Annotated in this window: 19 protein-coding genes; 13 read left to right on the top strand and 6 right to left on the bottom strand. The window is 41.1% G+C overall.

Annotated features, from left to right (window positions below; translation table 11 throughout):
• The first annotated feature begins 375 nt into the window (after positions 1-375).
• The 5 genes from ACQZ43_RS01495 (at position 376) to dgt (ending at position 6535) form a co-directional block, all read left to right on the top strand.
• Positions 376-1356 carry a ribonucleotide-diphosphate reductase subunit beta gene (locus ACQZ43_RS01495; protein WP_430614066.1) on the top strand — a complete coding sequence of 327 codons (981 nt, stop codon included), beginning with the start codon at positions 376-378 and terminating at the stop codon, positions 1354-1356.
• A gap of 54 nt (positions 1357-1410) precedes the next feature.
• Positions 1411-3825, top strand: coding sequence for a ribonucleoside-diphosphate reductase subunit alpha (locus tag ACQZ43_RS01490; protein ID WP_430614065.1), 2415 nt, complete (start codon positions 1411-1413; stop codon positions 3823-3825).
• 167 nt (positions 3826-3992) lie between these two features.
• Positions 3993-4235 (top strand): hypothetical protein, encoded by a 243-nt coding sequence (locus ACQZ43_RS01485; RefSeq protein WP_430614064.1) that lies wholly within the window; start codon positions 3993-3995, stop codon positions 4233-4235.
• A 171-nt stretch (positions 4236-4406) separates the two neighbouring features.
• Complete coding sequence (locus ACQZ43_RS01480) at positions 4407-5108, top strand: AAA family ATPase (protein WP_430614063.1); 702 nt, start codon at positions 4407-4409, stop codon at positions 5106-5108.
• Between the two features lie 86 nt (positions 5109-5194).
• The gene (dgt, locus tag ACQZ43_RS01475; RefSeq protein WP_430614062.1) at positions 5195-6535 is read left to right on the top strand and encodes a dGTP triphosphohydrolase; all 1341 of its coding nucleotides are present in this window, start codon (positions 5195-5197) and stop codon (positions 6533-6535) included.
• A gap of 123 nt (positions 6536-6658) precedes the next feature.
• Here the strand turns inward: dgt and ACQZ43_RS01470 are convergent, their stop codons facing one another.
• From ACQZ43_RS01470 to rplU, 3 genes are all read right to left on the bottom strand, one after another.
• Entirely contained in the window at positions 6659-7864 is a 1206-nt protein-coding gene (locus ACQZ43_RS01470; protein WP_430614061.1) for a hypothetical protein, read from the bottom strand.
• Between the two features lie 810 nt (positions 7865-8674).
• Entirely contained in the window at positions 8675-8935 is a 261-nt protein-coding gene (rpmA, locus tag ACQZ43_RS01465; protein WP_219290319.1) for a 50S ribosomal protein L27, read from the bottom strand.
• Positions 8936-8961: 26 nt separating this feature from the next.
• Positions 8962-9327 carry a 50S ribosomal protein L21 gene (rplU, locus tag ACQZ43_RS01460; protein ID WP_219290314.1) on the bottom strand — a complete coding sequence of 122 codons (366 nt, stop codon included), beginning with the start codon at positions 9325-9327 and terminating at the stop codon, positions 8962-8964.
• A gap of 191 nt (positions 9328-9518) precedes the next feature.
• On the opposite strand from rplU, the gene ACQZ43_RS01455 reads away from it, so the two are divergent.
• From ACQZ43_RS01455 to ACQZ43_RS01440, 4 genes are all read left to right on the top strand, one after another.
• Positions 9519-10844: a M16 family metallopeptidase gene (locus ACQZ43_RS01455; RefSeq protein ID WP_430614060.1), complete on the top strand. Its 1326-nt coding sequence runs from the start codon at positions 9519-9521 to the stop codon at positions 10842-10844.
• A gap of 16 nt (positions 10845-10860) precedes the next feature.
• Positions 10861-12909: a M16 family metallopeptidase gene (locus ACQZ43_RS01450; protein ID WP_430614058.1), complete on the top strand. Its 2049-nt coding sequence runs from the start codon at positions 10861-10863 to the stop codon at positions 12907-12909.
• 584 nt (positions 12910-13493) lie between these two features.
• On the top strand, positions 13494-14033 hold the full coding sequence (locus tag ACQZ43_RS01445) for a hypothetical protein (protein WP_430614057.1): 540 nt from the start codon (positions 13494-13496) through the stop codon (positions 14031-14033).
• Between the two features lie 200 nt (positions 14034-14233).
• A complete protein-coding gene (locus ACQZ43_RS01440; RefSeq protein ID WP_430614056.1) occupies positions 14234-14611 on the top strand; it encodes a heavy-metal-associated domain-containing protein in 378 nt (125 codons plus the stop codon).
• Between the two features lie 126 nt (positions 14612-14737).
• Here the strand turns inward: ACQZ43_RS01440 and gldD are convergent, their stop codons facing one another.
• From gldD to mutY, 3 genes are all read right to left on the bottom strand, one after another.
• A complete protein-coding gene (gene gldD, locus ACQZ43_RS01435) occupies positions 14738-15307 on the bottom strand; it encodes a gliding motility lipoprotein GldD (RefSeq protein WP_430614055.1) in 570 nt (189 codons plus the stop codon).
• Positions 15308-15493: 186 nt separating this feature from the next.
• Positions 15494-15937, bottom strand: a complete 444-nt coding sequence (locus tag ACQZ43_RS01430) for a single-stranded DNA-binding protein (protein ID WP_430614054.1) — start codon at positions 15935-15937, stop codon at positions 15494-15496.
• Positions 15938-15983: 46 nt separating this feature from the next.
• Positions 15984-17021, bottom strand: a complete 1038-nt coding sequence (mutY, locus tag ACQZ43_RS01425) for an A/G-specific adenine glycosylase (protein WP_430614053.1) — start codon at positions 17019-17021, stop codon at positions 15984-15986.
• A 138-nt stretch (positions 17022-17159) separates the two neighbouring features.
• On the opposite strand from mutY, the gene ACQZ43_RS01420 reads away from it, so the two are divergent.
• The 4 genes from ACQZ43_RS01420 to ACQZ43_RS01405 all read left to right on the top strand — a co-directional run bounded on the left by ACQZ43_RS01420 (position 17160) and on the right by ACQZ43_RS01405 (position 20814).
• Positions 17160-17456: an HU family DNA-binding protein gene (locus ACQZ43_RS01420; RefSeq protein WP_253474448.1), complete on the top strand. Its 297-nt coding sequence runs from the start codon at positions 17160-17162 to the stop codon at positions 17454-17456.
• Between the two features lie 322 nt (positions 17457-17778).
• Complete coding sequence (locus tag ACQZ43_RS01415; RefSeq protein WP_430614052.1) at positions 17779-19326, top strand: Rne/Rng family ribonuclease; 1548 nt, start codon at positions 17779-17781, stop codon at positions 19324-19326.
• 161 nt (positions 19327-19487) lie between these two features.
• On the top strand, positions 19488-19841 hold the full coding sequence (locus ACQZ43_RS01410) for an ISAon1 family transposase N-terminal region protein (protein ID WP_430611753.1): 354 nt from the start codon (positions 19488-19490) through the stop codon (positions 19839-19841).
• A gap of 37 nt (positions 19842-19878) precedes the next feature.
• Positions 19879-20814, top strand: a complete 936-nt coding sequence (locus ACQZ43_RS01405; RefSeq protein ID WP_430611751.1) for an ISAon1 family transposase — start codon at positions 19879-19881, stop codon at positions 20812-20814.
• Positions 20815-20892 lie beyond the last annotated feature (78 nt).

Below are 20892 nucleotides of genomic sequence, written 5' to 3'. Positions count from 1 at the left end.
AAAAAATAGCGGATTTTAACAAAATAAACCCAAGGGCCACAAAGGCAGTTGTCCGGGGATGAGCGGTTTGCAGTCGGTGAAAAACCAACTGGATGAACCCGGGATTTCGAGGGTAAAAAACCTTGGTATTAGCTGTATTTGCAGCGGTTTGCTAGTTTTTTAAGCCCAAAAAAACCAATTGCCAAGTCACTGGTTGTTAGTCGGTTAGTTTTTTATTGGCCGAATAAAACCATTTTTGCACTTTGTTAACAACTTGCCTTTTTTGTGAATAAGTTTTAGGATTTTAAACTTCGGATTGACAATAAAAATGACAATCTTTGTAGGAGTCGGATTCTTTGAATCTGCAAAATGTTTAATATTCATAATCAATATACTATGTCTTTTCAAGAGCCCATTCTAACTGAGAATAAAAATAGATTCGTCATTTTTCCCATTAAGCACCACGATATTTGGGATTGGTATAAGAAGATGGAAGCGAGTTTTTGGACGGCAGAGGAGATTGATTTGCATCAAGATTTGACCGACTGGAACAATAAACTAAACGACGATGAGCGGTATTTTATCAAGCATATCCTAGCGTTTTTCGCCGCTTCTGACGGAATTGTCAACGAGAATTTGGCCGAGAACTTTGTCAATGAAGTACAGTATCCCGAAGCAAAATTCTTCTACGGTTTTCAAATCATGATGGAGAACATACACAGCGAAACCTATTCGTTGTTAATCGATACCTACGTGAAAAATGAAGAAGAGAAAGACCACTTGTTTAGAGCAATCGACATTTTTCCGGCAATTAAGAAAAAGGCAGACTGGGCTTTAAAATGGATCGATTCCGATTCTTTTGCCGAGCGTTTAATCGCCTTCGCTGCGGTAGAAGGGATTTTCTTTTCAGGCGCGTTTTGTTCTATTTTCTGGTTAAAGAAAAGAGGCTTAATGCCAGGATTGACCTTTTCCAATGAGTTGATCTCTCGTGATGAGGGGGTTCACTGTGATTTTGCGGTGCATTTACACAACCACCATTTGGTCAATAAGGTGCCTAAGGCGCGTATTAGAGAAATCCTTGTGGATGCGTTAAATATTGAAAGAGAGTTTATTACCGAGTCCTTACCCGCTAGTTTAATCGGAATGAATGCCGTGTTGATGACACAGTACTTGGAATTTGTGGCCGATAGATTATTGGTTGAACTCGGATGTGAGAGAGAGTATAATGTGAGTAATCCATTCGACTTTATGGACATGATTTCCCTGCAGGGAAAGACGAACTTCTTTGAAAAGCGCGTGTCGGAATATCAAAAAGCCGGCGTGATCAGCAGCAAAGACGACAACGATGGTAAAATCAGCTTCGACGCCGATTTTTAATCCCCCAAAAAGATTCGCCAAGGACCGCAGTCCTAAACCAAAAAAATTAAGCCCATGTTTGTAGTAAAAAGAGACGGAAGAAGAGAGCCGGTAATGTTTGATAAAATCACAGACCGCATCAGAATATTGTGTTATGAGTTGAATGAATTGGTCGATCCCGTAAAAGTAGCCATGCGAGTAATCGAAGGCCTTTACGATGGGGTAACCACTTCTGAACTCGACAACTTAGCCGCGGAAACTGCGGCATCTATGACGGTTTCTCATCCGGATTACGCGCTTTTAGCTGCCCGTATAGCCGTTTCTAACCTTCATAAAAATACCAAAAAATCATTCTCGGAAACCATAGTTGATATGTATAACTACATCAACCCGAGAACCAACCAAGAATCACCTCTAATCGCCGATGATGTGTTCCAAGTGATTATGGACCATGCGGAGCGATTGGATTCGACCATTATTTACCAGCGCGATTTCAACTACGACTTCTTCGGTTTCAAAACCTTGGAGCGCTCGTATCTGTTGAAAATCGACGGTAAAATCGTAGAACGTCCCCAACACATGTTGATGCGGGTTTCGGTGGGAATTCACCTAGACGATATCGATTCGGTGATCGAAACCTATGAGTTGATGTCTAAAAAGTTTTTTACACACGCTACGCCAACGCTGTTTAATTCCGGTACGCCAAAACCGCAGATGTCTTCTTGTTTCTTGCTCACCATGCAGGATGACAGTATCGAAGGCATTTACGATACCCTAAAACAAACCGCTCAGATTTCGCAATCTGCGGGAGGAATCGGTCTTTCTATTCACAATGTAAGAGCAACTGGCTCGTACATCAGAGGCACTAACGGAACGTCAAATGGAATTGTTCCCATGTTGCGCGTATTCAACGATACCGCTCGTTATGTCGATCAAGGCGGTGGAAAGAGAAAGGGGAGCTTTGCCATTTATATAGAACCGTGGCATGCCGACGTATACGATTTTATCGATTTGAGAAAAAATCACGGTAAGGAAGAAATGCGTGCGCGCGATTTGTTTTTAGCCCTTTGGATCAACGATTTATTTATGAAGCGCATTGAGCAAGACGGCGATTGGACGCTGATGTGTCCGAACGAATGTCCGGGTCTTGCCGATGTATATGGCGACGAATTCGATGCCTTGTACATCTCTTATGAAGCCGCTGGAAAGGGCCGAAGAAAGATTAAAGCCAGAGAGTTATGGGAAAAAATTCTAGAAGCTCAGATTGAAACGGGTACGCCGTATATGCTGTATAAGGATGCGGCCAACAGAAAGTCCAACCAAAAGAATTTGGGAACGATTCGCTCGTCCAATTTGTGTACGGAAATCATGGAGTTCACCTCCAAAGACGAAGTAGCTGTATGTAATTTGGCTTCGATTTCACTGCCGATGTTTGTCGAAAACCGCCAGTTTAATCACCAAGCCCTCTACGATGTAGTCAAAAGAGTAACCCGCAACCTAAACAAGGTCATCGACAGAAACTTCTACCCGGTAAAAGAAGCCGAAAACTCCAATATGCGTCACAGACCGGTTGGTTTGGGTGTACAGGGATTGGCAGATGCCTTTATCCTGATGCGCATGGCCTTTACCAGTGACGAAGCCAAGGCCTTGAACCAAGAGATCTTTGAAACCATTTACTTCGCAGCGGTCACCGCTTCTATGGAAATGGCGAAGATCGAAGGACCGTATTCGACTTTCGAAGGTTCGCCGATTTCACAAGGGGAGTTTCAGTACAACCTTTGGGGTATGAAAGATGCCGACTTGAGTGGGCGTTGGGATTGGGCTGCACTGAGAAAAGAAGTGATGGAGCACGGGGTTAGAAACTCCTTGTTGTTGGCACCTATGCCAACGGCATCGACTTCTCAAATCTTGGGCAACAACGAAGCCTTTGAACCGTATACCTCGAATATATATACCCGAAGAGTATTGTCGGGTGAGTTTATCGTAGTCAACAAGCACCTCTTACACGACTTGGTGGATCTGGGATTGTGGAACGAAGATTTAAAACAAGAAATCATGCGCTCAAACGGATCGATCCAACACTTGGATTACCTGCCGCAAGAAATTCGCGATTTGTATAAAACCGTTTGGGAGTTGAGCATGAAAGACATCATTGATATGTCGCGTCAAAGAGGGTACTTTATCGATCAGTCGCAATCCCTAAACCTGTTTATGGAAGGGGCCAATTATGCCAAACTGACCTCGATGCACTTCTACGCTTGGAAGTCCGGTTTAAAAACGGGTATGTATTATCTGAGAACCAAATCGGCTGTAGATGCGATTAAATTTACCTTAAACAACGATAAAAAAGTAGAAACGCCAGTAGTGGCAGCTGCTAAACCACAAGCAAAAGCCTCCGATGTAGAAGCGATTAGCGTAGAAGAGTACAGAGCGATGATTCTCAATGCGCAATCTGCCGAACTAGACGATTGCGAAATGTGCGGTTCTTAAATGGGATTTTGTTTTGTTATATAAGTGCAACCACCTGTTTTTTCAGGTGGTTTTTTTTTGTGCAACTATTAAAAGAATACCCCTCGCATAAAATACCGGGGCATTGTCAAAATCGATTCCGTAACAATTCAAATTCTTCGTATCTTTGTGCTTTAAATTATTAAAAAATGCAAAAAGACACTAAAAAAGGAATTTTTCAAGGAGTCATTGAAAAAGACGAAAATGGAAATTATTTCTGTGGGCCTTATTTATTAGATTATAAACAAGTCGAATCCGAATTTAAATTGGGGGATAAAATCAGTATCAAAACGGTTATCGCCAATCCTTCTGACAAGAGCTATGAAACCTATCCGAAAAAATCGATGAAGTTTTTCTTGGTTAGAGATGAAGACCGCGAGATGTATTCTTAAAGAACCATATAAAAAACAGCTTTTCGAGGCTGTTTTTTTGTTGGCGGTCATCGCTGTCGATGAGCTAACTGCAGTGGTACAGCAGGGCGTTTTCGGCGGTAAAATCCCCGAGTGAGTTTGTAATCGGCTTTATTCTGATTATATTTGTATATCGTAAAAACAACTTAAGTTATGAGTGCTCTTTTTTTTATCGATCGCAGTGATATCGAATTAAACGAGGTGGTATTTAATCCTGCTGTGGCGGGGCAAATCGAACAGTTCCTAAAGGAGTATCAGTTTCGAGAAGTCCTGATGCAGTACGAGCTTCCGGTGTCGAATAAAATACTTTTATACGGACAAAGCGGTTGCGGCAAAACCATGACGGCCAAAGCCATTGCAAAGCATTTGGACAAAAAATTAATCATTGTCAACCTGGGAACCATCGTCTCTTCTAAGCTGGGCGAAACCGCCAAGAACATCGAGGGCTTGTTTCGGGAGATTCAGTATGAAAGCGCTGTGTTGTTTTTTGATGAATTCGATTCGCTCGGGCAAATTCGCGATTACGACAACAAGGACAACAGCGAGATGAAACGAGTGGTCAATGCGATTTTGCAATTGATCGACGGCTTTCCACAAAAATCCATACTCATGGCGGCGACCAATCAGATACAGATGATCGACCCGGCACTGGTGAGGCGTTTTGAGCTGCATTTGGAGTACACATCGCCTAGTGATCAGGTCTTGGATGCTTATTACGACAAGATGCTCTTAAAGTACCCTCAGGAGTTTCGAGCGATGGAGCGCCTCTATGGAGTTTCTTTTGCAGAGGCTAAAAATCAAATATTCAAATCGGTTAAGGGCAATATTATCAACGGCCAAATGGCACTGCGATAAGCAACTGTTGTCGGGCTGCTGTTCCAGTAGCGAACCGGTGGTAAAAGAGCACCAAAGCTATTTTAAAAATAGATAAAACATACAATATGATGAAATGGGAAAAGCTGTTGTCTTTAAAAAAGCACGGTGACCGTATAGCGCGAAATAGAAAAGAGGAGAACGAAACGAGAATAGGTTTTGAGGTCGATTACGACCGCATCATCTTTTCGTCTGCTTTTCGTAGCTTGCAAGACAAAACACAGGTGATTCCCTTGTCAAAAACCGACTTTGTTCACACCCGACTTACCCACAGTTTGGAGGTGTCGGTAGTGGGGCGTTCGCTCGGTCGAATGGTCGGGCAGCAAATCCTGCAAAAATACCCCCATTTAGATGCCGAATTGGGCTATACAGTAAACGATTTTGGCGCTATAGTCGCGGCAGCAGCTTTGGCACACGATATCGGTAATCCCCCTTTTGGACATTCGGGCGAAAAGGCTATTGGCGATTTTTTTAAGCGCGGAAAAGGCAAGGTATTTCAAGAGGCGCTCAACGCCAAGGAATGGCAAGATCTAATCGATTTTGAAGGCAATGCCAACGGCTTTTCGGTTTTGACCAAGTCCAGACCCGGTATAGACGGTGGTGTGCGTATTTCCTATGCCACGCTAGGAGCCTTTATGAAATACCCCAAAGAGAGTTTGCCCAAAAAACCCACTCGCGATATCTGCGATAAGAAATACGGCTTTTTTCAAGCGGATAAAGCAGCTTTTATCGCCGTGGCTGACGACTTGGGACTGATTCGAAAAAAACGCGATGAATGGGCGTTTTACAGACATCCTTTGTCGTATTTAGTCGAAGCGGCCGACGATATCTGTTATACGATTATCGATTTCGAAGACGGTATTAATTTGGGACTGATCCCCGAAGAACACGCCTTGGAATTCTTGATTAAAATCGTCCAAAAGAGTATCAATGCACAAAAATACGCCCAATTGTCGTGTACGGAAGACCGCGTGAGCTATCTGCGCGCCTTGGCAATCGGAAGTTTGATTCAAGACGCCGTGCGCGTTTTCATAGAAAACGAAGAAAGGATATTGAAAGGCGATTTCCCTTATGCCCTGATGGACAAATGCGCTTATGTGGCGCAGATGAAAGACCTGATTTCCGTTAGTGTGAATAAGGTGTATCAAAGCAAAGAGGTCATCGAAAAAGAAGTGGTCGGCTATCAGGTGATCCACACCTTGTTAGATCATTTTTGTACGGCTTGCAACAATTCTTTTTACGGAGAAGACACGCATTACGATTCGTTGATGTTAAAATTACTGCCCGAAAAATACCTGCTAGAAAACGAAACCCTATACGGGCGACTGATGAATGTTTGTCATTTTGTTTCGATGCTAACCGACGGCAAGGCGTTGGAACTGTATAGAACCATCAAGGTAACCGCCTAGTTGTGGACGTTTAAATGACGAGCAGTCACCGGCGAATACGATAGAGTTACAGCGTAAACAAAAAAAGGCCGTTTCGTGAGAAACGGCCTTTTTAGGTTAAAATAACTAGATCAATATAAAAAACTATTTTTGGTAGGTGGTGAAGTTTCCAGTGATATCGCTAGCACTGTTGAAAATCGCGTCCGCTTCTGCTTTAGGATTAGAACCTTCTAGAGGAGCTTTGGTTTCTCTGGCAATTTTTACGCTAGTAGCCGTAACTTCTTTTAGTTGTGCTACGTAAAACGTTCCTGCTTTGCTGTCTAAACCTTCTAGTAATATCTTTTGAGTACCGCTGTTGTATTTGAGTACTTTCATGTCGTAAGCACCGTGTCCAGAGTCGAAAGTAACCTTTTCGTTGCTGAATGTATACGTGTAAATTCCCCCTCCAGGCTGACTAGTTCCGTCAAAAGTGTACTTGCCTTGTACCGGTAAGGAAATGGCGTTTTCTTTGGTGTATTCTGTAAAATTGCCGGTTAAGTCAGCAGCACTGTTAAAAATAGCTTCAGCCAAGGCTTTGGCGTCTGTGCCTTCTAGGGGTGCTTTGGTGTCTCTGGCGATTTTTACCGTATTGGTAGTGATGTCTTTTAATTGTGCCACATAGTAAGTACCCGCTTTAGCAGCCAAGCCTTCTAGTAAAATCTTTTTAGTCGTGTTGTTGTACGCCAATACCTTCATGTCGTAAGCACCGTGACCCGAGTCAAAAGAAACTTGTTCGTTGCTAAAGGTATAGATGTATATTCCGCCACCAGGCTGACTAGTTCCGTCGAAGACGTATTTGCCAGAAACGGGAAGTTGAATAGCCGATGCATTGGCCTTGGTCAATTTTAACCAACCGAATTTGGTGTGGGTGCTGTTAGGCGCCTCAGCGGGATCTGCGTATTTGCTGTCGATCGCTTCTTTCTCTGTGTCAAAGCTGTGGTCCATGTTGATTTCAAGGCTTTCTGCAGTGACGTTTCTAAGGAAGAAGGCGGTGTATTTTCCGGTTTTGGTCTCTTTGGTTACTATTTTGTAAACCGAATCCTTTATTTGTTGATAAGCTTTGACAACGACCTCTTCGGTGTCTTCTCCGCTCATGTTGGAATTCTGTACTTTTAGTGATTGCGCGGCAAACACATAAGGAATTTTCATCGTTCCATGTGCATACTCATAAGTTCCCACAACTGGAAATTTAGCTTCAAGCTCTTTTTGAGTTTCTTCAACCTGGGTAATTGGCGAAGAATCGTCGCTGGAACAACCTACTGTAAGCATACTGGCAACGGCAAGTATAGCAAAAAATTTAGTGATTTTCATAAACTATATTTATTGTTTTTATTTAGACCAAAACTAAATAATACTTATTGTTTTAAAAAACTTTTTGTTGATTTTATGATATTTAACGATATGCAGTCCGGGTTTAAGGCGATGTTTATTTTTTAATGTTAAATATTTTGTTTTTGATTGTTTTTAGTGTTAATTTATTTGTTTATACGGGACGTAAAATCCTTTTAAAAGGAATTAATTTGGACTCAAACGGGCTTGTAAAGGCGAGAAATCGTCTTCTAATGGAAAAACGGCACTGCGGATTCGCGGATTCGCGGATTTGATGATTCGCGGATTTGATGATTCGCGGATTCGAGAGTACCGTAGAATAGAAGATAACTTGTTATAGTAAAGGGTGGATTTGATGATTTTCGCGGATTTGCGGATTTGATGATTCGCGGGTTGCGTAAAGGAGTTCATTTTCCGACTAAAAAATGCAGTCTTTAAATATTTTCTACAAGCCTAAGCGAATAAACGCATCAGCGAATAAACGCATACGCTTTGAGTGCTTATTTGCCGGGTTGCGTAAAGGAGTTCAATTTTCGACTAAAAAATGCAGTCTTTAAATATTTTCTACAAGCCTAAGCGAATAAACGCATACGCTTTGAGTGCTTATTCGCTAGGTAATGCACAAGGAGTTCAATTTCCGACTAAAAAATGCAGTCTTTAAATATTTTCTACAAGCCTAAGCGAATAAATGCATCTGCAAATCATCGAATAAACGAATTATCGTAAAAAAAAAGACGCCCTAGGGCGTCTTTATATTTTGTTTGCTGTTATTGCTAAGAGCAAGACAAGGATTTAAGCTTCAAATGGAAGAATTGAAACGAAAGATTTGTTGTCTCTTTTCTTTTCAAATTTCACGATTCCAGCAACTCTTGCATGTAAAGTATGATCTTTACCCATGTAAACGTTTTCACCTGGATTGTGCTTAGAACCTCTTTGTCTAATGATGATGTTTCCAGCAATTGCTGCTTGACCACCGTAAATCTTAACACCTAAGCGTTTCGATTCTGATTCTCTACCGTTCTTAGAACTACCGACACCTTTCTTGTGAGCCATGACGTTTTAGTTTTAAATGTTAATAATTATTCAGCTGCTTCAGCAGTTTTTTCTTTTTTAGCCGCTTTTTTCTTTGCTCCTCCTGCATTGATACCTTCAATTACAATTTGAGTCAAAGCTTGTCTGTGACCGTTTTTCTTTTTGTAACCTTTTCTTCTTTTCTTCTTGAAGACGATTACTTTGTCACCTTGAAGGTGTCTTAATACTTTGGCTTCGATAGAAGCTCCTTCTATAGCTGGGGCGCCTAGAGTGATGTTGTTGTTGTCGTCAATTAAAAGAACTTTATCAAAACTGATAGTTGCTCCTTCTTCTTGAGGCAAACGGTGAACATAAACTTTTAGGTCTTTGCTTACTTTGAATTGTTGCCCTGCTATCTCTACGATTGCGTACATAATATAATGTTTAAAAGTCTGCAAATATACACTTTTTTTTTATTGGTTTACAACTAATGTTTTATAATTGAGTTTTTTAAAGAGTGCTGCGGTCGTTGAAAGGGATAAATTACCTATTTTTGGGTAGTATTGTAACAAATCGCCGGCCCTAGCGTCTAATTCAGCGTAAACCTAAAATTAAATTATATACCATGAGAAAATCTTTAACAGCTTTGAGCGCCGCTCTTATTATCGGTGGGGCAGCCTCGGCTCAAAAAGTAGCCTTTGAAGAGTATACATTAGACAACGGTCTTCATGTGGTACTCCATCAAGACAAGTCGGCTCCTGTTGTGGTCACATCGGTGATGTATCACGTTGGCGCCAAAGATGAAAATCCGGAGAGAACTGGATTTGCCCATTTCTTTGAGCATTTGCTTTTCGAGGGAACTAAAAATATTCAACGCGGCGATTGGTTTAAAATCGTTACCGCAAACGGCGGTCAAAACAACGCCAATACCTCCGACGACAGAACGTATTACTACGAGGTTTTTCCGTCGAATAACCTGGAGTTAGCCCTGTGGATGGAGTCGGAAAGACTGATGCACCCAGTGATTAATCAAATCGGGGTGACTACGCAGAACGAAGTGGTTAAAGAGGAAAAGAGATTGCGTATAGACAATCAACCTTATGGCAATTTATTTACCGAAGTAAAGAAAAATCTATTTGTAAAACACCCGTACCGTTGGGCGCCTATCGGCTCTATGGAGCACTTGGATGCCGCTACCCTAGACGAGTTCTTGGCGTTTAACAAAAAATTCTATATCCCCAACAATGCCGTTTTGGTATTGGCAGGAGACTTTGAAAAAGACCAGGCCAAAACCTGGATCAAAAAGTATTTTGGCGAAATTGCCAAAGGAGCGGAAATCAAAAGAGAGCAGTTTGTGGAGGCTCCTATCGTAAAGGAGATCAAAGCCGAATATCAGGATCCCAACATACAATTGCCCATGGTGGTAACCGCATATAGAACGCCGTCGATGAAAACGCGTGACGCACGTGTTTTAGAGATGGTAGCCGCGGTTTTATCGGGAGGTAAGAGCTCGAGATTGTACAAGAAAATCGTCGATGAAAAGAAAATGGCTTTGGAAGTGGGGTCTTTTAGCTACAGCCAAGAGGATTACGGCATCTATTTCGTATATGGAATTCCGATGCAGGGGTTTGAACTTCAAGACTTGGTAAAGGATATCGACCAGGAAATCGTTAAGCTGCAAACGGAATTAATTTCGGAAAGAGATTTTCAAAAACTTCAAAACACCTTTGAAAATCAATATGTGGAAAGCAACGCCGATTTGGAAGGATTGGCAGAAAACCTGGCTTCCAATTATTTGTTGTACGGCGATATCAACTTGATCAATACGCAAATTGATATTTACCGTTCCGTGACTAGAGAAGAAATCAGAGATGTGGCTAAGAAGTACCTCAATCCAAATCAAAGATTGGTTTTAGATTATGTTCCAGTGAAAGAATCAGTTAAAAAATAAGCAATAGAACTTGAAAATGAAAAAAATATTTATATTAACAACAAGCTTGTTTTTGGCCATTACTACTATGCAAGCACAAGATAGATCACAGCCTAAACCGGGGCCAGCTCCAACGGTTAACGTGGAGAAACCCAAGTCGTTTACGTTAAAGAACGGATTAAAAGTACTGATCGTTGAAAACCATAAACTGCCTCGGGTGACTTATAGCTTAACGCTAGATGCCCCTTTGCATTTGGAAGGTGAGAAAGCGGGTGTTTCCAGTTTGGCTTCGGCTATTATGGGAGCGGGAACCGATAAAATGTCTAAGGATCAATTCAACGAAGAAGTCGATTTTTTAGGAGCGGATTTTAGATTTTGGGACAAGGGTGCTTATGCCAGTGGTTTGTCGAAATACTCGGAGACGATTTTAAATCTGATGGCCGATGGAGCGCTGCATTCCAAATTCACCAAAGAAGAGTTTGACAAGGAAAAAGCCAAGGCGATCGAAGGGATTAAATCCTCTGAGAAAAGCGTTACAGCAGTAGCGACTAGAGTGGAAAATGCGTTGGTTTACGGCATCAACCACCCCGCTGGTGAATTTGTAACGGAAGAAACCTTAAGCAAGGTGACTTTCGAAGATGCTCAAAAGCACTATGCCGATTTCTTTGTTCCTGAAAACGCCTATTTGGTTATTGTAGGGGATGTGGATTACAAGAAAACGGAGAAATTGGTCAACAAGCTCTTTGGAAGTTGGAAAAAGGCTTCGGCTCCAAAATCGACTTTTGTACAACCGAAAAACGTTCCTCAGGCAACGATTAATTTCGTGGACATGAGCAATGCTGTTCAGTCGGAAATCGCTTTGGTCAATATCGTGGATTTAAAGATTACCGATAAGGATTTCTTTGCGGCTATTTTGGCCAATCAGATTCTAGGTGGCGGTGGTGAAGGAAGGTTGTTTTTAAATCTTCGCGAGGCACACGGCTGGACTTATGGTGCCTATTCCTCTATCGGGAATGCCCGTAAGTTTCCCGCAAAATTTAAGGCCTCTTCGTCGGTGCGAAACGTGGTTACAGATAGCGCCGTGACGGAGTTTTTTAACGAAGTGGAGAAGATTAGAAAGGAATTGGTTTCGGCAGAGGATTTAAAAAATGCTAAGGCGAAATACATCGGCAACTTTGTGATGGAAATCCAAAAGCCCGCGACTATTGCGCGTTATGCACTGAATACAGAGTTGGATAAATTGCCTAGTGATTTCTATGAGAACTACATTAAGAACATCAATGCGGTAACCGTAGAAGACGTGCGCAATGCCGCTCAAAAATATTTCTTGGCCAATCAATTGAGAGTGGTGATCGTAGGTAAGGCAGCAGATGTTTTGCCCGGACTGGAAACCTTGGGTATGCCAATCGCTTATTTCGATAAGTTTGGAAATCCTACAGCGAAACCGGAATTGAACAAACCCTTACCTGCAGGTGTTACTTTGAACACGGTAATCGACGGCTACATCAAGGCAATCGGGGGGGAAAAGGCGGTAAAAGGCGTGCATACCATCGCTTTAAAGTATACAGCCACTGTACAGGGAATGAACTTGGAAAGCGTGACCAAAGTAACCGATAAGGGGCAAATGTTGTCGGAGCAATCCATGATGGGGAACGTGATGTCCAAACAGATGGTAACGCCTAAAATGGCATACACGGTTCAACAAGGACAAAGACAAGACTTGACGGGCGATGATTTAGTGGAAGCTCGCAAAGGAGCACAAACTTTCTCGGAGCTGACTTTAAAGAACAAGGCAGCCGTGGTTTTAAAGGGAATCGAAACCATCAATGGCAAAGAAGCTTATGCGGTAGTCGACGGTAAGGAAACCAGTTATTACGAGCTTGCTAGCGGTTTAAAAATCGCGACTTTTACTACGGTAGATCACGATGGAAAAACGGCAGTGCAAGAGGTGTATTATTCCGACTACCAAGCGGTAAAGGGAATTCAATTGCCTTTTACGATTAAGATGAATGTCGGAATTGATATTGAAATGAAGGTGACGGAAGCCAAAATTAACGAAGGCGTTTCCGATGCGGATTTTAAATAATAGATTTAGATAAAGCGGGAAAAACAGTGATTTTCCTTTTTTAGCAGCAACCGTAAGGTTGCTGCTTTTTTTGTTTTTACAACTTTTTTTATGGAATTACTCGAAAGTTTAGGGTTGTTTTTTTGCTGGAATACCCGAGGTTTTTCGGGGTTTCTTTGCGATAAATCCCTGGTATTTTTTTTGTTTTTTAAGTTTTTTTTGTGACTTTGCTTTTTTGTAGGTGCCTAATATATAAGGTATTGCGATTAGTTGTAACATTTGTTTAACTATTGTGAGCAGGGGAATACAGCGGTGCTGTGTTGTTTTTGCGCGGGAGTTATCTCGCTGTATTTGCAGTGTTCGCCTCTGATATAAGGAGAAAGGAAGGCGAAGCGGAATAGTTGATTTTTTTAGCCTTTACCGCTGCTTAAGAGGAGTGTCTAGTCACTGCCGAATATAAAGGAGCATGGACGAATGAAGAAGGCGAATCGAAGGCGCAAATCATTTCGGGATCGGGTTTATAATCTCGTACAGGGTTTGTTAAAATCCGAGGCGGTCGCTTTGATTTCAAGTATAGAAAATATTGAAGTAAAATTTAAGGAGTCATGAAAATATTCTTGTCATTTTTAGTGTGTGTCGCGCTGTTTGCGGGATGTAAAATTTTTAACGATGATCTGCCAGATCACACCCAAGAGGGCAAAGGGACTATGGGTTTTTACCTTAATGGAGAAAAATTTCATCCGATTAATTTGCGATCGCCAGGTGGATTACACTATTCAAAAGATGTTGGGTTGAGTCTGTTGGCAATAGAGTATAAAAAATCTTTTGGCTCGCAGGTAGATCTCATGATTATGGTAGAAAATGTTGCGATAGAAGCAGGACGAACCTATCGTTTGGGGGCGTTTTCGGATTCCTTGGGAGCCTTTGCAGCGTTGTCGTATTCGGTGGATTCGGGAGAGCCGGGACGTCGATTTGAAAAAGTTTATTACACTTCTCTCGAGCATTTTGGTGAATTGACGATTAGCAAACACGATCCCGAACTGCGGATTATTTCGGGTTTCTTTTGGTTGAATGTGTGGACGGACGAAAAAGGCTTGGTTGAAATCCGAGGCGGCCGTTTTGATATGGAGTATTTAAAATATTGAAGTAGAATTTGAATGTTAAATGTTCGGGTTATAGCGGTGAATTCATGTGGAGCCACTCTGGTCGACGATGCGGAGCGCTTAAGCTTAAAAGTGATTAAGAATTGATTATTAAAACAATTGAATTGAAAAATGCGCGGGTTTTAAGTGGCTTTTTTGTACTTTTGTGGTAGAGAACAAATTGAATATTAAACAGATAAACGATGAAATTAACGAAATATTTTGCTGGATTGGCATTGGGAGTATTGCTATTTACCGCTTGTAAAGATGGAGAGAAGACCGAACAGCTGGTAGAGCAAGGACAAAATACAACAGCGACAGCTGCGGTAACGGGACAGCTTGAGTTGGCTAGCTTTGAAGTAGAGGGAATGACTTGTGCTTTGGGTTGCGCCAAGCTGATCGAATCCAAGTTGGCTGCTTTGGACGGGGTGAAATCCGCAAAGGTCGATTTTGAAACCAAACAAGCAACGGTGTCGTTTGATGATGCCAAACAAAATTCGGAATCCCTTACCAAAACCGTAGAGAAAATAGCCAACGGCATTTATAAGGTGTCGCATTTTGAGGCGAAGAAAGTGAATTAAGAGGCGTTTCTTTTATTTAAAGCGACCGTGGTAAAAAAGGATTTGAGCATAAACTCAAATCCTTTTTTGTTTACCCGTAAACTGGGTTTGTGAAAAAACGGCAAACGCGCTTAAGTTGGTTAGTAGCTAGTCTTGCCACTGTATGGATTCCATGATGCGATACATGTCTTTTTTGATGTATTCGGTAGCGGGTAATATCGAATCGTAATTGGGTTTGGCATAGAAGTATAGCGAGGCGACCATAAAGTTCTTAACGCTGTCTGTGGCGTAGAACTGTGCGTTGGTGGCGGCATCGCCCTCAACGGAGTAAAACATGCCATAAACCTTGTCTTTGGCGTTGATATAGGGCTGCGAACTGATTTCGTCGGCTTTGATAAAATGCTCGTAAGTCAGTTTTTGCGCATCTTGGAGCAAGGCGGTTAAGTTGTTGTCAACGGGTTTGTAATTGATAAAAACCGTCGCTTTCATGGCCGGGTAGTGAATTTCAAAACTGCAGCTCGGTTTGGCTTGAATGTTGGCCCATTGGTTTTTGTCGAATTCAAAGTGGCAGTCGCTGCGAAAGGCTTCGTAAGTGGCCTTGGGATATTCCAAGCTCAACAGGGCATCTGGCTTGGGATGCGGAGCATCTTGGCACGATAAAAAAATACTGCCTGCAAAAACGGTTAGTATACTCAGGCGACTAAGACGATATTTCATTGGAAACGATGGATTTATAACGGTGTTTTTTCGTTGCGGTTAATTGCACGGTAAATATACAATCTACCGCGTAAAATTACTCGATTATGCGAAAAAAAATGAAATGGGGGTAGACTGTGGTGTTGGAGGTGTCTTTAGGGGTTAATCGCCCGGGCGATTAACCCCTAAAGACCCGGTTATTCTAAATTAAAACGGCAGGTCGTCTTCGTTGGTTTCTCTGGGGATTTCAAAGTTGTTAATCGCCAATTGCTTGTCGGATAGCGGCGTGTTTTTGATTTTGGCATCGGCGTCTTTCTTGATGTTGAGGAAGATGAATTCCATCACCTGAATTTCGGTAGTGTGTTTCGCGGTGCCGTCTTCCGCTTGCCATTGTCTGCTGCGAATTCGACCCTCTATATAAATCTTATCCCCTTTGGAAAGATATTTTTCACAGAGTTCGGCGGCTTTGTTTCTAACGACCAAATTGTGCCATTCGGTCGACGTTATTTTTTCGTTGGTGGTTTTGTTGATATACACCTCGTTGGTGGCCAAGGCAAAACGACCGATACAGTTTCCGTTTTCGAAATAGTGCATTTTGACGTCATCGCCAAGATGACCGATGAGGGTTACTTTGTTCAGGGTTCCATTCATAATAGATAGAAAGATAAATTCAAAAGTTATACGGTGTTAAAATGCCTTATTCGTAGTGCTGAACTATAAAGTTATGAATAACTATTGGAAAAGCAAATTTTTTGAGCTCCGAAAAGGAAAGTCCATCATTTAAAGGGTGGTTGACTTCGATTTCCCAGAAGTTGATATGCAATTTGCGATGCGATAATTTATGGATAATCGGTTCGGCATTGAGCTTGGTGATTCGCTTGGTATCTCGATGGCTGCTGTGTTGGTAAATCTGCTCGTGAACGCTGCGCTCTTCGACCAGGGTCGGCGTTTCGATCAAGGGAAATTCGTACAGCTGCTGCCAGATGTCTTTATCGGTGCGCTGCTGTATTTGGGTTTGGTTTAAAGAATCCTTGTATATTAGGTAATTCAAGAAACGAGAGCTAACTTTGGTCTTGCTGAGTTTTACCGGTAAATGCGGCACCTGATTGGTGTGGTATGCCACGCAGTCGTCGAGAAAGACACAGGAGGTACAAAGGGGTTTTTTAGGCGTACAAACCGTAGCGCCAAAGTCCATGATGGCTTGATTGAATACGGCGGCTTGCCCTGGGGGCAATAGCGCTGTTGCCACGGCGGTAAATTCCTTTTTGGTAGTGGAGGTGGCGATATCTGAAATAATGCCGAAATAGCGCGCCAAAACGCGAAATACGTTTCCGTCTACCACGGCGACTTGCTCGTCAAAGGAAATCGATGCGATAGCAGCTGCGGTATAAGTGCCGACGCCCTTGAGCAGTAAGAGCTCTTTATAGGAAGTGGGAAAAACACCATCGAAGTCTTCGGCTATTTTTTTGGCCGTCGCGTGTAGGTTTCGAGCGCGCGAGTAGTATCCTAGGCCCTGCCATAACTTGAGTACTTGGTCTTCAGGAGCTTGCGCCAAATCAAAGACGCTGGGGTATTGAGTGAGGAAAGCCTCATAATACGGCATTCCTTGAGCTACTCGAGTTTGCTGAAGTATGATTTCTGACAGCCAAATTGCATAGGGGTCGCGTGTTTTACGCCACGGTAAATCCCGTTTGTTTTGTAAGTACCAAGCAATTAGTTTGTTAGAAAAAAGCATCTCGAAATATGTGAACTGCAAACTTAAAACTTTATATGATTAAATTTTAATCGATTAACGTTGAATTATTGGATTATTAATTAATATATTTGCACACTCTAAAAAAAACAGACGACAATAAAATAAATTATAACTAAAATGACGAAAGCAGACATTGTAGCTAAAATTTCGGAGAAATTAGGGCTTGAAAAAGGAGACGTGCAGGCGACGGTTGAAACTTTTATGGAAGAAGTGAAACACGCTTTAGAATCCGGCGATAACGTATACCTAAGAGGTTTTGGAAGTTTTATCATCAAGACAAGAGCTGAGAAAACGGGTAGAAACATCTCTAAAAACACTACAATCAAGATTCCAGCACACAACATCCCAGCTTTCAAACCGGCTAAGGTATTTGTAGAAGGCGTTAAATCAAACACAGAAGTAAAAATTAAATAAGTATTAATCTCTAAACTACACACATTATGCCAAGTGGTAAAAAAAGAAAAAGACATAAGGTAGCGACTCACAAACGTAAAAAAAGAGCGAGAGCTAACCGTCACAAAAAGAAAAAGTAGTTTTAAACTACTTTTTCTTTTTTTAAAAAAAAGAAAATTATTAGAATTTTTTTCATAGATTTATATTTTAATAATTAAAATCGATGAAGTATTATAAGTTTTTTCTAAACTTGTAAAAAGATTGTTTAATCCATCTGTACCGATTTGTTAGGAGTTAGCTTGTCAAAACAACCAACAACCGAGTATGGATAAAAATGTACCGTGTGAATAAAGAATTAATCATTAGATCCAATTCTGAAGCCGTAGATTTTGCCTTATTAAAAGATGGAAAACTAATTGAATTACACAGAGATAAGGAAGAGGACAAGGGTTTTCAAGTGGGAGATATTTTTATTGCAAAAATACGAAAACCAGTAGCCGGACTCAATGCTGCATTTGTCAATGTAGGTTTTGAGAAAGACGCTTTTCTTCACTATCACGACTTAGGCCCAAACCTACCGACCCTGTTGAAATTCACGAAACTTGTAAGCGCAGGTAAATTAAAAGATTACTCCCTAAAAAGCATTCCTTTTGAAAAGGAAATTGACAAAGACGGTACCATCACCGATGTGTTGAGTGCCAATCAGTCGCTTTTGGTTCAGGTTGTTAAAGAACCCATCTCCACCAAGGGCCCGAGAATTAGCTCTGAGCTTTCTTTGGCAGGTAGATATGTGGTGTTAGTACCCTTTTCCGATCGCATTTCAATTTCCCAAAAGATTGAATCCAAAGAGGAAAAAGAGCGTTTAAAACGCTTGGTTCAATCGATCAAACAGAAAGGCTTTGGTGTTATTGTACGCACCGTTGCAGAAGGCATGAAAGTGGCCGAGTTGGATAAAGACTTGCAAAACTTAATGGACAAATGGAACACCATGTGCAAAAGGTTAGTAACCGCTCATCACCCCTCAAAGGTATTGGGTGAGGTCAATAGAGCATCTTCTATTTTAAGAGATGTCTTTAACGATACCTTCACCGGAATATACATTGACGATGAAGAGTTGTTCTATCAAACGAAGGACTATTTGCAAGAGATTGCTCCTTCAAAGGTTTCTATAGTGAAGCATTACCAATCAAAAGAGGTACCTCTTTTTGAAAAGTACAACATTGAACGCCAAATAAAAACTTCCTTCGGGAAAACCGTTTCCATGAGTAAAGGAGCCTACCTGATCATAGAACACACAGAGGCGTTGCATGTGATTGATGTCAACAGTGGAAATCGCTCTAACAAAGCTCAGTCTCAAGAAGATACTGCTCTTGAGGTCAATTTAATCGCGGCTGCCGAAATTGCTCGACAACTCAGACTCCGCGATATGGGTGGTATTATTGTAGTCGATTTTATTGATATGGGTAATCCAGAGAATAGAAAAAAACTATATGATTTCCTCAAAGAAGAAATGAGTGATGATAAAGCAAAACATAAGATCTTGCCTCCTAGTAAATTTGGATTGATTCAAATCACTAGACAAAGAGTTAGACCTGAAGTAAATATCAAGACAAGAGAAGAAGATCCGAATAATGAAAACGGAGAAATAGAGGCTCCTATCTTAATTGTCGATAAAATCAAGTCTAGCCTAGAAAGAATTGTAAAAGACCACCCCAAGGTAGTCTTAAATACACACCCTTTTGTCGCAGCATATCTGACAAAAGGTTTTCCATCAGTGCGTTCAAAATGGTTTTTTGAATATAAAAAATGGATAAAAATTATACCACGTGACGCTTACACGTTTCTAGAATACCATTTCTTTGACGAAAAAGGGAATGAAGTTTCAGATTAAATTAAAACCGCTTACTCTCAGAGTTGGCGGTTTTTTTTTGCCCGTTCATTTGGCCTCTCATCCTTTTGCTTGGAAGTACCGTGCGGCTCAAATGGGATCATTCTCAAAAGTTGTGTGTGAATTAAAAAAAACTTCCGATTTTTGCAAAAAAAAGAGATACTGTGGACAACTATGTAGAGTTACTTAAATTGATATTACCCGAATTCTTAGTAGAGCATTTTGATTTGGTAAAAACCACCAAGCAAGCAGAAATTATGCATCTTTATTTTGAAGAGCGCAATGTTGTTCCCATAGAGCATCAGGACCTTATCTTGGTTGCTCACGGTTTCCACAACGAAACCACCATACAAGACTTTCCCTTGCGAGGAAACAGTGTTTATCTTCACGTGAAACGCCGAAGATGGCTTGAGAAGGAATCTCGCAAATTAGTGCAAAGAGACTGGGAATTAGTAGCTAAGGGAACTCGTATGACAACAGAGTTCGCTTCTTTTTTAAAAGAAATTAATCGATACTAAGACCAGTGACTGTCGTACCATTGGTGGTTTCTTTGGTGTGGATGGCAAAAAACTACAGCGACAATACAAAGAATCCTTAAGTGACTTTCGTAATTGGAGTGTAAAGGATCACGCAAAAGAATGGCTTATATATCCCGAGAACATAGGTCCTTATCTTTCTATAGACGAAACAGCATTGTCTAAGGGGGAATTATACACAATCATAACCAATAAAAGAGCTAAAGGAAAAAAGGGAAGCTTAGTAGCCATATTTTCAGGAACTAAGGTTGAACCTATTGTAGAGAAACTACTTACTATCAGCTCAAAAATTAGAAGAAAAGTACGCGAAGTAACCTTAGATATGGCTAGTTCTATGAAAAACATTGTAAGCAAGAGTTTTTCTAACGCCATACAAGTAACTGATCGTTTTCATGTACAAAAATTAGCCATAGAAGCCTTACAAGACATTCGTATTCAGGAACGCTGGAAAGCGTTGGATAACGAGAATCAAGCTATTAAAGAGGCCAGGAAAGCAAATATAGCGTACGTTGCTCAAGAGTTTGAGAACGGAGACACTCCAAAACAACTCCTAATAAGAAGTAGATATTTGCTATGCATGGATAGCGATAAATGGACTGAAAATCAAAAAACTAGATCCAAAATTATCTTTAGAGAATTTCCTGTCATAAAACAAGCTTACAATCTTGTACAAGGACTGCGAAACATTTATAATACAACAACAGTAAAAGAAGTCGCTTACACTAAACTAGCACATTGGTATAATAAAATCGAAAACAGTAATCTCAAAACATTTAATACGGTAGTCAATACCATACAGCTAAACTATCAATCTATTTTAAACTATTTTGACAACAGAAGTACCAATGCTTCTGCAGAATCCTTTAATGCCAAAATCAAAGCTTTTAGAACTCAGTTTAGAGGCGTAAGAGATATAGAATTCTTCTTATATAGATTAGTCACTATTTTTGCATAAACACAAGATTTAGGATTAATCCCTCAAATGCCTTTTTTCTTATTCGGGTATAAATGCAGCTGTTTTCCCAACTCGCAT

This window comes from Flavobacterium sp. JP2137, from assembly GCF_050562195.1.
Classification (GTDB): domain Bacteria; phylum Bacteroidota; class Bacteroidia; order Flavobacteriales; family Flavobacteriaceae; genus Flavobacterium.
Note: the sequence above shows the minus strand (reverse complement) of the source record. Positions and strands in the feature narration are given on the sequence as shown.

Coding starts and splice junctions, on each gene's coding strand:
- ACQZ43_RS01495 (WP_430614066.1), top strand. CDS start 376: ATGTCTTTTCAAGAGCCCATTCTAACTGAGAATAAAAATAGATTCGTC.
- ACQZ43_RS01490 (WP_430614065.1), top strand. CDS start 1,411: ATGTTTGTAGTAAAAAGAGACGGAAGAAGAGAGCCGGTAATGTTTGAT.
- ACQZ43_RS01485 (WP_430614064.1), top strand. CDS start 3,993: ATGCAAAAAGACACTAAAAAAGGAATTTTTCAAGGAGTCATTGAAAAA.
- ACQZ43_RS01480 (WP_430614063.1), top strand. CDS start 4,407: ATGAGTGCTCTTTTTTTTATCGATCGCAGTGATATCGAATTAAACGAG.
- dgt (WP_430614062.1), top strand. CDS start 5,195: ATGATGAAATGGGAAAAGCTGTTGTCTTTAAAAAAGCACGGTGACCGT.
- ACQZ43_RS01470 (WP_430614061.1), bottom strand. CDS start 7,864: ATGAAAATCACTAAATTTTTTGCTATACTTGCCGTTGCCAGTATGCTT.
- rpmA (WP_219290319.1), bottom strand. CDS start 8,935: ATGGCTCACAAGAAAGGTGTCGGTAGTTCTAAGAACGGTAGAGAATCA.
- rplU (WP_219290314.1), bottom strand. CDS start 9,327: ATGTACGCAATCGTAGAGATAGCAGGGCAACAATTCAAAGTAAGCAAA.
- ACQZ43_RS01455 (WP_430614060.1), top strand. CDS start 9,519: ATGAGAAAATCTTTAACAGCTTTGAGCGCCGCTCTTATTATCGGTGGG.
- ACQZ43_RS01450 (WP_430614058.1), top strand. CDS start 10,861: ATGAAAAAAATATTTATATTAACAACAAGCTTGTTTTTGGCCATTACT.
- ACQZ43_RS01445 (WP_430614057.1), top strand. CDS start 13,494: ATGAAAATATTCTTGTCATTTTTAGTGTGTGTCGCGCTGTTTGCGGGA.
- ACQZ43_RS01440 (WP_430614056.1), top strand. CDS start 14,234: ATGAAATTAACGAAATATTTTGCTGGATTGGCATTGGGAGTATTGCTA.
- gldD (WP_430614055.1), bottom strand. CDS start 15,307: ATGAAATATCGTCTTAGTCGCCTGAGTATACTAACCGTTTTTGCAGGC.
- ACQZ43_RS01430 (WP_430614054.1), bottom strand. CDS start 15,937: ATGAATGGAACCCTGAACAAAGTAACCCTCATCGGTCATCTTGGCGAT.
- mutY (WP_430614053.1), bottom strand. CDS start 17,021: ATGCTTTTTTCTAACAAACTAATTGCTTGGTACTTACAAAACAAACGG.
- ACQZ43_RS01420 (WP_253474448.1), top strand. CDS start 17,160: ATGACGAAAGCAGACATTGTAGCTAAAATTTCGGAGAAATTAGGGCTT.